This is a genomic window from Spirillospora sp. NPDC046719, from assembly GCF_040645715.1.
Taxonomy (GTDB): Bacteria; Actinomycetota; Actinomycetes; order Streptosporangiales; family Streptosporangiaceae; genus Spirillospora.
The window spans coordinates 8,475-20,056 of record NZ_JBEYYT010000023.1 but is presented as its reverse complement, the minus strand read 5'-3'; the positions used below and the strand labels follow the sequence as shown (position 1 = coordinate 20,056).

General features: G+C 75.0%; 12 protein-coding genes. 8 read left to right on the top strand and 4 right to left on the bottom strand.

Features of this window, described 5'->3' with window-relative positions:
* From ABZ914_RS06715 to ABZ914_RS06700, 4 genes are all read right to left on the bottom strand, one after another.
* The gene (locus ABZ914_RS06715; RefSeq protein WP_500192097.1) at nucleotides 1-1,572 is read right to left on the bottom strand and encodes an ABC transporter substrate-binding protein; all 1,572 of its coding nucleotides are present in this window, start codon (nucleotides 1,570-1,572) and stop codon (nucleotides 1-3) included.
* A 127-nt stretch (nucleotides 1,573-1,699) separates the two neighbouring features.
* Complete coding sequence (locus ABZ914_RS06710) at nucleotides 1,700-2,215, bottom strand: flavin reductase family protein (protein ID WP_500192096.1); 516 nt, start codon at nucleotides 2,213-2,215, stop codon at nucleotides 1,700-1,702.
* A 13-nt stretch (nucleotides 2,216-2,228) separates the two neighbouring features.
* Nucleotides 2,229-3,434, bottom strand: coding sequence for an acyl-CoA dehydrogenase family protein (locus ABZ914_RS06705; RefSeq protein ID WP_500192121.1), 1,206 nt, complete (start codon nucleotides 3,432-3,434; stop codon nucleotides 2,229-2,231).
* Between the two features lie 103 nt (nucleotides 3,435-3,537).
* The gene (locus tag ABZ914_RS06700) at nucleotides 3,538-4,329 is read right to left on the bottom strand and encodes an IclR family transcriptional regulator (protein WP_500192095.1); all 792 of its coding nucleotides are present in this window, start codon (nucleotides 4,327-4,329) and stop codon (nucleotides 3,538-3,540) included.
* Nucleotides 4,330-4,388: 59 nt separating this feature from the next.
* Between ABZ914_RS06700 and ABZ914_RS06695 the strand changes: the two genes are divergently transcribed.
* The 8 genes from ABZ914_RS06695 to ABZ914_RS06660 all read left to right on the top strand — a co-directional run bounded on the left by ABZ914_RS06695 (nucleotide 4,389) and on the right by ABZ914_RS06660 (nucleotide 11,506).
* The gene (locus ABZ914_RS06695; RefSeq protein ID WP_500192094.1) at nucleotides 4,389-5,405 is read left to right on the top strand and encodes an ABC transporter substrate-binding protein; all 1,017 of its coding nucleotides are present in this window, start codon (nucleotides 4,389-4,391) and stop codon (nucleotides 5,403-5,405) included.
* The gene (locus ABZ914_RS06690) at nucleotides 5,402-6,406 is read left to right on the top strand and encodes an NrtA/SsuA/CpmA family ABC transporter substrate-binding protein (RefSeq protein ID WP_500192093.1); all 1,005 of its coding nucleotides are present in this window, start codon (nucleotides 5,402-5,404) and stop codon (nucleotides 6,404-6,406) included. Before ABZ914_RS06695 ends, ABZ914_RS06690 begins: the two co-directional genes overlap by 4 nt.
* Nucleotides 6,403-7,275, top strand: coding sequence for an ABC transporter permease (locus ABZ914_RS06685; RefSeq protein WP_500192092.1), 873 nt, complete (start codon nucleotides 6,403-6,405; stop codon nucleotides 7,273-7,275). Before ABZ914_RS06690 ends, ABZ914_RS06685 begins: the two co-directional genes overlap by 4 nt.
* On the top strand, nucleotides 7,272-8,150 hold the full coding sequence (locus tag ABZ914_RS06680; RefSeq protein ID WP_500192091.1) for an ABC transporter ATP-binding protein: 879 nt from the start codon (nucleotides 7,272-7,274) through the stop codon (nucleotides 8,148-8,150). The genes ABZ914_RS06685 and ABZ914_RS06680 overlap by 4 nt, the downstream gene beginning before the upstream one ends.
* Nucleotides 8,147-8,965, top strand: a complete 819-nt coding sequence (locus tag ABZ914_RS06675) for an LLM class flavin-dependent oxidoreductase (protein WP_500192090.1) — start codon at nucleotides 8,147-8,149, stop codon at nucleotides 8,963-8,965. The genes ABZ914_RS06680 and ABZ914_RS06675 overlap by 4 nt, the downstream gene beginning before the upstream one ends.
* On the top strand, nucleotides 8,955-10,067 hold the full coding sequence (locus ABZ914_RS06670; protein ID WP_500192089.1) for an LLM class flavin-dependent oxidoreductase: 1,113 nt from the start codon (nucleotides 8,955-8,957) through the stop codon (nucleotides 10,065-10,067). The genes ABZ914_RS06675 and ABZ914_RS06670 overlap by 11 nt, the downstream gene beginning before the upstream one ends.
* Nucleotides 10,064-10,978 carry an ABC transporter substrate-binding protein gene (locus ABZ914_RS06665; protein ID WP_500192088.1) on the top strand — a complete coding sequence of 305 codons (915 nt, stop codon included), beginning with the start codon at nucleotides 10,064-10,066 and terminating at the stop codon, nucleotides 10,976-10,978. The genes ABZ914_RS06670 and ABZ914_RS06665 overlap by 4 nt, the downstream gene beginning before the upstream one ends.
* 93 nt (nucleotides 10,979-11,071) lie before the next feature.
* Complete coding sequence (locus ABZ914_RS06660) at nucleotides 11,072-11,506, top strand: Fur family transcriptional regulator (protein WP_500192087.1); 435 nt, start codon at nucleotides 11,072-11,074, stop codon at nucleotides 11,504-11,506.
* Nucleotides 11,507-11,582: the final 76 nt, after the last annotated feature.

Sequence of the window (11,582 nt, the reverse complement as noted above, 5' to 3'; positions counted from 1 at the left end):
CTAACCGATCCAGGTGTCGTGGAGCTGGATGCGGCTCGACGCGTCGAACAGCAGGCCGTGGACCTTCTTCGCGACGCCCAGCTCGGTCTGGAGCTCGACGACGGGGATCGTGTAGGCGTGCTGGACGATCTGCCGCTGCGCCTGCGCCACCAGGTCGAGGCGCTTGGCCTGGTCGGGTTCGGCGGCCTGGCCGTCGAGGAGGGCGTCCAGGCCGGTGGCCGGCAGCTTGTACGGGTTGGCGAGCTTGGTGGAGAACGAGCTGCGGAGGATGTCGGGGTCGGCGCGGGTGATGTTGCCGAACAGCAGGTCGAAGTTGCCGGAGGTCTGGAGCTGCGCGAGCTGCGTGACCGGCTGCTCCTTGAGTGCGAGCTGCACGCCGATGGTCTTGAGCTGCTGCTGGAGCAGTTCGAGTGCGGGCTTGTTGGTGGCGGCGACGGCGGCCCACGTGGCGGTGATGCTGAGCTTCTTGCCGCCCTTCTGCAGGACGCCGTCGCTCCCGGGCGTCCAGCCGTCGGCCTGGAGCAGGGACTTCGCTCGCGCCGGGTCGTGCGCCAGCGCGGCGCCGACGTTGACGTAGCCGGGCGTGGTGTGGGCGAGGACGCTGGTGGCGGGGTGCGTCCCGGTGGGGAAGACGGTCTGGGCGATCTGCTGCCGGTCGACGCCCAGCGCGATCGCCTGCCGGACCTTCTCGTCGTTCAGCGGTGACCGGGTGTTGTTGGGGGTGAGGCCGAAGACGACGCCGGGATTGGCACGTGCCAGCAGCTGCACGCCGGACGCCTTGAGCGCCGCCTCGTCGGCCCGGCCGACGCTGCCGATGGCGTCGACCTGCCCGGACTGGAGCCCGCCGGTCCGCACGCCCGACTCAGGGAGGATCTTGAACACGACGCGGTCGAGGTAGGCGGTGCCCGGCTTCTTCCACAGCGACGAGCCCCACGCGTAGCCCTTGCGGGCGGCCAGCGTGATCGACTGGCTCGGCACGTACTTCTGGAGCGTGAACGGCCCGGACCCGACGATGCCCTCCGCGCACCGCTGCTGCGGCGTCTTGCGGACGCTGGCCTCGGCCTCGATGCCGAGCGAGTGCGTGGCGGTGGCCTGGAGGAACTGCGCGTTCGGCTGCTTGAACCGGACCTTGAAGGTGAGGTCGTCGACGACGTCGGTGCCCTGGTAGCCGCTGAGGTAGCCCTCCGCCAGCAGCCCGAGCGGGCCGAGTTTCGGGACGGCGTCGAAGTTGGCCTTGACGACCTTGGAGGTGAGCGGGGTCCCGTCGCTGAAGGTGACGCCGGGGCGCAGGTGGAAGGTGAACGTCCGGGCGTCGTCGCCGATGGTCCAGCTCTGCGCGAGCCAGGGCACGATCTTGCCGGTGGACGGGTCCTGGTCGGTGAGCGAGTCGACGAGCTGGCGCATCGAGTAGATGGTGTCGTTGCTGCCGACCTGCTGCGGGTCGGCGCAGCCCGCGTCCGATCCGACGGCGAAGGTCAGGGTGCCGCCGGTGCGGGGCGTCCCGGTGCCGCCGCCGGACGCGCCGCCGCCCGATCCGCACGCGGTCAGCGCCGCCAGTCCGGCCGCCAGCACGGCGGCGCTCCTCCAGGGGCCCGGCGTCGCATTCACGTGGATCTCTCCCATCACGGTCTGCTGATCACGGCCAACGTAAGCGGGCGATCATGTATCAGTCAATACCGACCAACAAAGTAGGAAATAGTCAGCCGAGCCGGCGGAAGGCGCTGGCGTGGAACACCAGCGGCGGGACGTCCGGGGCGGCGTCCAGGTCGTGCACGCGGAACACGACGATGTCGTGGTCGCCGGAGCGGACCCGCTGCTCGACCGTGCACTCGTACCAGGCGGACGCGCCCTCGACGAGCACGCCGCCGCCCGGCGTGGACCGCCACGCGACCCCGGCGAACCGGTCGCCGGTGCGGGCGCCGAGCCGCCGGCCGACGTCCTCCTGGTGCGCGCCGAGCACGCTGATCCCGATGCGGGGCAGCTCGCGCAGCAGCGGCCAGGTCGTGGACGTGTGCGCGACGCACACCGACACCAGGGGCGGGTCGAGGGACACGGGGACGAACGAGCTGGCGGCGATGCCGGCGGGGCGCCCGCCCGCCAGGCCCGCGACGACCGCGACGCCGGTCGGGTAGGCGCCGTAGACGCGGCGGAGGTTCAGGTCGAGCGCCGTCATCGCGCCGCCCGCCCGGCGGACGGCGGCGCGGCGGAGGGCCAAGGGGGCGTCAGGGTCACGGTGGGGCCTTCCTTTCGGGAGGGAACTCGCCGGTCAGGAACTCGCGGCCGACCTCGGCCTGCCGGAAGGCGACCGGGTCGTGCAGGGTCTTGGCGTAGCGCCAGAACCGGGCCAGGCCCGGACGCGCGCGGGCGGAGTCCGGCCCGGCCAGCTCGAACACGCGGGAGGCGACCGCCAGCGAGGCCTGGACGGCGGCGATCTTCGCGGTGGCGGCCAGGACCGCCGTCTCGCAGTACCGCTCGTCAGGCGCGCCCGCGCCCTCCACGTTCCGGGGCTCGGCGGCGGCGCCGTGCAGGGCCGGGGCCAGGTCGTCGGCGGCCCGGTCCGCCAGCGCGCGGGCCGCGCGCACCTGCGCGAGCAGGCCGCCGTAGGCGCCGGCGAGGTAGGCGTCGCCGCCGGTCCGCCGCGCCTGCCCGAGCGGCCACGGCCGCGACCGGGCGACGGCGTGCGCGCGGGCGGCGTCGAGGGCCCCTTCGGCGATGCCGAGGTAGAGCTGCGCGAACACCATCTGGATGGCGGGGGCCATCAGCGCGGTGGACGCCGGGCTGGGCCGTCCGATGACGTCGTGGTCGCCGACGATGGCGCCGGAGAAAAGGACCGTTCCGTTCGGCGCGCCGCCCGCGCCGCCCTCGGCGCGCGCGACGCCCGGCCCGGCCGGATCGACCAGGACCATCAGCGGCTCCCCGGTGTCGGCACGGGTCGCGCCGACGGCCAGGCGGTCGGCGAGGACGGCGCCGGAGGTGATCGCCGTCGTGCCGTCCAGCGTGAAGCCGCCGTGCGGGCGCGGCGCCAGGGTGGGCGACGCGTCGCGCGGGTCGGGGGCGCCGCCCCACAGCCGGCAGGCGGCGGCCGCGGCCGGCCAGACCCGCTCGCGGTCCGCTTCGGTGCCGTGGAGGGCGGGCGTCCAGGACAGCAGGTAGTGGTGCCCGAGGAGCAGCCCGAGGTCGCCGTTGGCGGCCGCGACCTCGCGGACGACCTGGAAGGCGGTGCGCCAGGTGGCTCCGCCGCCGCCGTGGCGGGCGGGGATCAGCAGCGTGAGCAGCCCGGCCTGCCGCAGGGCCTCGGCGCCGCGCGCCTGCGGGCGCCCGGCGTGGCGGGCGTCCGGGTCGTCCACGGCCGGGCCGGACGCGGTGGTCCGCGCCAGCGCGAGCCAGCCCGCGTGGTCGCGCGGGGGGACCCGCTGCGCGGGCTCGTCGCACATGGTGGTCACGGTCGTCTCCCAAGGGCCGGGATCGTCCCGGCGGACGCGGGGAGTGTAAGCACCCATCCGATGAAAAAGCAACTAAAACAGTAGGAAATACATGTTATGGACGGGAGCCACTCTGGCCCGCCCAGCCCCGGCGGTCCTCCGGCGGCAGCAGGAGCACCTCCATCGCCCGCGCGCACGACTGCGCGTGCGCGAGGAACCACGGGACGCGCGCGTCCGTGACGACCTCGGGTGTCGAGCGCAGCGCGAGCGCGTACCGGGCGTGGCCGGACCGGTCCAGCAGCGGGACGGCGAGGGTGCGCACGCCCTCGGCGGACTCGCCGTCGTTCATCGCGTGCCCGGCGGCGCGGACCCGCTCCACCTCCGCGCGCAGCTCGCCGACGTCCGCGATGGTCCGGCCCGTGAGCGGGCGCAGCGGCGCCAGTTCCGCAAGGTCGTCGGCGCCGGGCCGGGGCCAGGCGAGCAGCACCTTGCCGAGGGCCGTGGAGTGCAGCGGGCGGCGCAGCCCGACGCCGTCCTCGGTGCGCCGCACGGTGCCGCCGGCCAGCAGCACCGCGTGGTCGCCGCTGCGGATCGCGAGGTCGGCGGTCGTCCCGGTGACGCGGGCCAGGTGGTCCAGCTCGGGCGCGACCCGGTGCAGGCCCTGCCGGTGGAACGACAGCAGGCCCAGCTCGGTCACCGCGGGGCCGAGGCGGTAGCGGGCGGACGCGTCGCGGACGAGGAACTCCGCGCCCGCGAGGGTCTGCGCGAGCCGGTGCGCGGTCGAGGTGCTGAGGCCGAGCCGCCGGGCGATGCCGGACGCGGTCAGCGGCGGGGCGCCGTCGCGGAAGCAGAGCAGGACGTCCAGCGCGCGCCGCACGGCCTGCCCGCCGGGGGGAGGGTGTGCCATGTTTCCCACCTTATGGGATCCAGATTGAGTTGGTAGGGATTGTTGGCAATACTCCCGGCATGGCCGACACCCGTCCCGCGGACCTCTGGTTCACCCGCTGTCCCGTCCCCACCGCCACCGGCATCGCCGCAGACCAGGGCTGGCTCGCGGCGGAGTTCGCCGCCGACGGCATCGCCGTGCGCTCCCTCCAGGACGCGGGCGCCGGGCCCGACCGCGGCGAGCACTTCCGCCACCGGCTTCCCACGCTCGTCCGCGAGGGCGGCAACGTCCCCGCGCTGTGGGCCCGCTCCACCGGCGCGCCGACGCGCCTGGTCGGCCTCACCTGGTTCGAGGAGCGGCAGGTCGTGCTGGCCCGGCCGGGCGCCGGCCTGCAGGGCCCGCACGACCTGAAGGGCCGCCGGCTCGCCGTGCCGCGCCGCACCATCGAGATCGACTTCTGGCGGGCGATGGCGCTGCGCGGCTTCGACGGCGCGCTGCGCCAGGCCGGGCTCACCCTCGCCGACGCCGAGCTCGTCGAGCTCGACGGCGACGCCCTCCCCGGGCAGTGGGAGTCCGAGCTCGCCGCGCTGCGCGACGGCCGCGTCGACGCCGTCTACACCAAGGGCTCGGTCGCCGTGGAGACCGCCGCCCGCTACGGCGCGGAGGTCGCGATCGACCTCGACGCCCTGCCGGACCGCCGGTGGCGGGTCAACAACGGGACGCCCCGGCCCATCACCGTCGACCAGCGGCTCCTCGACGAGCACCCGGACCTCGTCGTCCGGTTCCTCGCCGTGCTGCTCGGCGCCGCCGACTGGGGCCGCGACCATCCCGGCGACCTCGCCCGCATCCTCGCGGACGAGACCGGGTCGGGCGCGGAGGGCGTCGCCCGCGCCTACGGCGACGGCTTCCACCGCGAGCTGCACGCCACGCTCGACGCCGACCGCCTCGACCTGCTGGCCGACCAGGAGGAGTTCCTGCGCCGGCACGGCTTCCACGACGCCCCGGTGGACGTGTCCGCCTGGGCCGATCCCGCACCCCTCGCCGCCGCGCGCGACCTCGTCCCGCGGCTCGCCTTCGTCGCACAGGAGCATCCATGAAGCGCTTCCCCGCCCTCCCGGCCCTGGCCGCCGGCGCCCTCGCGGTCCTGCTCGCCGCCGCGGGCTGCGGCGGCTCGGACGACTCCGGCGCGTCCGGCGGCGGGACGGTCACCATCCGCGTCCCGGACCCGGGCAACTCCGGGGTGCTCGCCGCCGGGAAGAAGGACGGCAGCCTCGACAAGGCGCTGTCGGCCGTGCACGCCAAGGTCAAGTGGACCGGGAGCGCCGGGCCGTTCGCGCCCGCCGCGCAGGAGCTGAACGCGGGCGAGCTGGACTTCGCGCAGGGCTCGATCACCTCCGCGATCGCCGCGCTCGCGCAGAAGCCCGGCTTCAAGCTGTTCGCGCAGATCGCCCCCGACAAGATCGGCGAGGGGATCCTGGTCCGCAAGGACTCCCCGATCCGCACGCCGCGCGACCTCGTCGGGAAGTCGGTCGCGGTCAACAAGGGCGGCACCGCCGAGTACCTGCTGCTCAAGGCGCTCGCCGCGTCCGGGATCAAGCCGGACCAGGTGAAGCGCGTCTACCTCAACCCCGCGCAGACCGCTCCCGTCTTCAACTCCGGGAAGGTCGACGCGTGGGCGGTGTGGGCGACGTACTCGCTCCCCGAGATGGCCTCGACCGGCGCGCACTTCCTGGTGAACGGCGGGCAGATCGGGTCGCAGAACTACTCGGTGTGGGCCGTCCGGACGAAGCTCGCCGACGCGCACCCCGAGGTCGTCAAGGCGTTCTACCAGTACCTGCACGACCGCGGGCAGGACCAGATCAAGAACCCCGGCGCCTACGTCAACGTGTTCACCAAGGCCGGGCCGCAGGCCGTCAGCGGCGACGCGGAGCGGCTCACCGTGCAGAACCTCGCGCAGGGCGCGACGGCCCAGCCGATCGGCGCCGCCGACCTCGACGGCTTCGCGAGCGTCGCGCGGTTCTTCGCCGACCAGAAGATCACTCCGACGACGGTGGACGTGAAGCCGTACGTGGTGGCGCTGCCCGGGAGCGGGACGTGACCGCCGCGTCCGCCCCCGCCGCGTCCGCTCCCGCCGCGGGCGGGGAGGCCGGCCGCGCGCACCCCGGGCTCGTCGTCCCGCGCCCGCGCGTCCCGAGGCCGCGGCGCCGCGGCGTGACCGTCGCGCTGCGCACCCTCGGCCCGCTCGCGCTGCTCGGCGGCTGGTGGGTCGCGTCCGCGACCGGCGTCCTCAGCCCCGACGTGCTCGCCTCGCCCGCGACGGTCGCGGACGCCGCCCGCGAGCTGTGGTCCGACGGCCAGCTCACCGACGCGCTGCGGGTCTCGCTGACCCGCGCCGTCCTCGGCCTGGCGTTCGGCCTCGCCGCCGGGCTGCTGCTCGGCGTCGTCACCGGCTTCTCCCGCCTCGGCGAGGAGCTGCTGGACTCGCCGCTGCAGCTGCTGCGCGCGCTGCCGTTCCTGTCGCTCGTCCCGCTGTTCATGGTGTGGTTCGGGATCGGCGAGTCGGCGCGGGTCATCCTCATCGCCGTCGCCACCACGTTCCCGATGTACGTCTCGACCGCGGGCGGCGTCCGGAACGTGGACCGGCGGCTGCTGGAGGCGATGCGCACCTTCGGCCTCGGCGGATGGCGGCTCGTCCGCGAGGTCGTGCTGCCCGGCGCGCTGCCGTCGCTGCTCGCCGGGTTCCGGCTGTCGATGACGCTCAGCGTGATCGCGCTGATCGCCGCCGAGGAGATCAACTCCACGTCCGGGATCGGCTACCTGATGACGCAGGCGCAGAGCTTCTCGCGCACCGACATCCTGTCGGTCTGCGTGCTGGTGTACGGGCTGCTCGGGCTGGCCGCCGACCTGCTGGCGCGCGGCGCCGAGCGGCTGCTGATGCCGTGGCGGGCGAAGGGGGCGGCGCGATGAGCGACACCGCGAGCAAGAGCACGGCGAGCACGGGCAGCACGAACACCGGCACGGCGAGCACCGCCGTGCACCTGCGGGGCCTGCGCAGGGTCTTCGGGACCCGCGCCGTCCTGGACGGGGTGGACCTCGACATCGAACGCGGCGAGTTCGTCGCGCTCCTCGGCGCCAGCGGCACCGGCAAGACGACGCTGCTGCGCATCCTCGGCGCCCTCGACCGCCCGGACGGCGGCACCGTGCTGGTCCCCGAGGCCCGCACGATCGTGTTCCAGGAACCGCGGCTGGTGCCGTCCAAGCGCGTCCTCGGCAACGTCGTCGTCGGGCTGCCGCGCGGCGCCGCCGTGCAGGAGCGGGGGCGGCGGGCGCTCGCGGAGGTCGGCCTCGCCGACCACTCCCGCGCGTGGCCGCACACGCTGTCCGGCGGCGAGGCGCAGCGCGTCGCGCTGGCGCGCGCGCTGGTCCGCGAGCCGGAACTGCTGCTGCTGGACGAGCCGTTCGCCGCGCTCGACGCGCTGACCCGGCTGCGGATGCAGGACCTCGTCGGCGACCTCGTCCGCACCCACCGCCCGGCGGTGCTGCTGGTCACGCACGACGTGGACGAGGCGATCCGGCTGGCCGACCGGGTCGCGGTGCTGCGGGACGGCCGGCTCGTCACCGACGAGCGGGTGACCGCGCGGCGCCCCCGCGACTCCGCCGACCCGGAGTTCACCGCGCTGCGCCGCCGCCTGCTGGCCGACCTCGGCGTCCGGCTCGGCGACCCCGGCCCCGAGGCCGCGCCCGAGCAGGAGCCCGAGCGCAAGCCCGAGGCCGCGCCCGAGGCCGCACGCGAGCCCGAGAAGGAGAAGGCCGGACGGCCCTCGGAAGGAGCGATACGTTGACCCGCTTGCATGTCGTGGCGCCGACCCGCGCGCCCGGACGGGCGGTGCTGCCGGACTTCGTCACCGACGTGCGCCCGCGCGCCGTCGAGCCCGAGCACCGCGCGGTGGGCCGCGCCGCCGAGCTGGGCGGGCTGGACGGGGTGCTCGTCCCGTTCGATCCCGGTGGCCACGACCCGCTGGTCCTCGCGGCGGCGGTGCTGCGCGACACCCGGCACGTCCAGGTGGCGGCCGAGTTCCACCCGGCGATCGCGACGCCCGTGTACGCGGCGAAGCTGTCGGCGTCGTTGCAGCGCTACACCGGCGGGCGGCTCGCATGGCGGCTCGCCGTCGACCTCGCGCCCGACGTCGCGCGCGCACACGGCGACTTCCTGGACGGCCCGGCCCGCTACGCCCGCGCCGACGAGTTCCTGACGATCGCGAAGGGCGTGTGGGGCGAGCGTCCGTACACCTTCGAGGGCGAGCACTTCCAGGTGCTGGACGGCGGCTTCCCCGGCTCGCGCGTCCCGCGCCCGTTCCCGCGCGTGTACCTGTCCGGGACGTCGCCGGAGGCCCTCGCGCTGTCCGCCAAGCACGCCGACGCGCACCTCATCGGCCCGGACGACGACCCCGGCCTCGTCCCCGACGGCGTCGACGCGGCGCTGCGGCTGCGCGCCGACGTCCAGGACGAGACGGCGCTCGCCGACGAGATCCTGCGCCGCGCCGGCGAGGGGATCGCCGAGTTCTTCGTGGAGCCGGCGGCGACGCCCGGCACCGCCTACTGGCTGGCGCAGCGCGTCCTGCCCCTGCTGCGGAAGGAGACCGAAGGTGTCGGTTGACATCTACTGGCGCATCGCGATGGAGGGCGACGCTCCCGCGCTGCGCCTCGGCGACATCACCCGCGGCGGCTTCGGCCCGTACCTGCCGGGCAGCCTCGGCCCCGGCCTGCGCGGCGGCGCGCCGGACGGCCACGGCCCGCTCGACTACATGGCGGAGGTGGCGCGGGCGACCGAGCGGTCCGGGTTCGTCGGCGGGCTGATGCCGTCGTTCCCCGAGACCGACGACCCGTGGGCGGCGGCCGCCGCGCTCGCCGGGGAGACCACCGCCTACCGGTTCATGATCGCGTTCCAGCCGGGGTTCCTGCACCCCGTCCAGGCCGCGCGGATGTCGGCGTCGCTCCAGGCCGCGACGGGCGGGCGCGTCGTCTACAACATCATCTCCGGGGGCGGCGGGCCGCAGCAGCTGTGGTGGGGCGACAAGGTCGCGCACGACGACCGGTACGCCCGCACGTCGGAGTTCCTCGACGTGCTGAAGGGCGTGTGGGACGGCCCGTTCGACCACGAGGGCCGCTTCTACCGGGTCGAGGGCGCGGCGCTGCCGCCGGAGCTGCGCGGGCAGCCGTTCCCCGAGATCTTCTTCTCCGGGTCCTCGCCCGCCGCGATCGCCGCCGCCGGCCGCCACGCCGACTACTACCTGTCCTGGCTGGAGCCGTTCGACGCGCTCGCCGCGAAGTTCGCGCTCGTCCGCGAGCACAGCGACACGCCCCCGAAGTTCGCGGTCCGCGTCGACGTCCTCGCGCGCGAGACCGAGGAGGAGGCGTGGGAGGAGCTGCGCCAGGGCTGGGCGCGGCTCGGCGAGGCGCAGCGCACCCCGGACGCGTCCGAGTCCGTCGGCTGGCAGCGGGGCCGCGCGTTCACCGCCGACGCGGGCTCCGACCTCCGCGACCTCGAAGTGCAGCCCAACGTGTGGGGCGGCTTCAACCGGCTCCGGCCGGGCCCGCTGTTCGGGCTCGTCGGCGACTACCACCAGGTCGCCGAGCGGCTCGACGAGCTCATCGACCTCGGCGTGGACGCCTTCATCCTCGCGGGCGTCCCGCACCTGGAGGAGGCCCAGCGTGTGGGCCGCCACGTCCTCCCCCTGCTGAAAGGAAAGATCGCATGACCCTGCGCGTCGGCTACTTCCCGCAGAACAACTCGCTGTGGGTGCTGCGGCACCGCGGCATCCTGGAGCGGTCCGTCCCGGACGTGGAGTGGGTGGACCTGCGGTCGCTGCCCGCCGGCGACCGGCCCGCGCCCACCGAGGGCCTCCCGTCCGGGCACGGCGACCACCTGTTCGACGGCGGCTACGACTTCATCGGCACCGGCTCCACGCCGCCCGTCACCGCGCAGGCGAAGGGGCACGACGTCGTCTACGTCGCGATCTCCGGGCCGCGGGTGGAGAACGGCCGGATCGTCGTCCCGGACGACTCGCCGATCGCGGGCCCCGCCGACCTCAAGGGCCGCCGCGTCGCGCTCGGGCACGGCTCCTGGCAGACCACCCTGCTGCTGCTCGCGCTGGAGAAGGCGGGCCTGAGCTGGAGCGACATCGAGCCCGTGGACGCCTACGGCAACGCGGCCGAGCTGTTCCTGAACGGCGACGTCGACGCCTGGGTCGGGTCCTACCCCTACCTCACCGACGTGGAGAAGCGGCGTCCCGTCCGGACGGTCATCGAGACGCCCGGCCTGTTCAGCCACCGCTCGCTGTGGTTCACCAGCCGGGCGTTCGCGACGGAGCGGCGCGACGAGCTGGCCGCGATCGTCGCCGCGCTGAAGGAGTCGGACGCCTGGATCGAGGCGAACCCGCGCGAGGCCGCGGAGCTGTTCGCCGCCGACGACGGCGGCGACGTCGGCGCCTGGGAGCACGCGCTGCGCACCCGTCCGTGGGGGCTGAACCCGGTGGACGAGGGCTTCGTCGCCGAGCAGCAGCACGCCGCCGACCTCTTCCACGCCAACGGCCTGATCCCGCGCGCGGTCTCCGTCGCCGACGCGGTCCTGCCCGAGGTCAACGCCCTGGTCTCCGCGCCCGCGTCCTGATCCGAGCGCGCGGCGCCCTTCCCAACGGAGGTACAGAGTTGTAGCGTTTGCTGTTTTGAATCGTTCGTGATTCGTTAAGGTAATCTGGGGTCCATGTGCGCATCGCAGACCCCGACCACCGCCGAGGAACTGCGCGGTGCCGGCCTGCGGGTGACCGCCGCCCGCGTCGCGCTGCTGGAGACCGTCCGGGAGGGCGACCACCTCGACGTCGAGGGGATCGCCGCCGGAGTCCGCGACCGCGTCGGCCACATCTCGCTGCAGGCCGTCTACGAGGCCGTCCACGCCCTCACCAAGGCCGGGCTGGTGCGCCGCATCGAGCCCGCCGGGAGCCCCGCCCGCTTCGAGGGACGCGTCGGCGACAACCACCACCACCTGGTGTGCCGTGGCTGCGGCGCCGTCAAGGACGTCGACTGCGCCGTGGGCCACCCGCCCTGCCTGGACCCGGTCGACGACGCCGGCTACCTCATCGACGAGGCCGACGTCACGTTCTGGGGCCTGTGCCCGCGGTGCCGCGAGCGGGCCGGCTGACCGCGGAACCCTCCACCGGCATGCGACGGCCGGGGCCCGGCCCCGCGGGCCCGGCCCGGCCGCCCGCGGGTGAGGG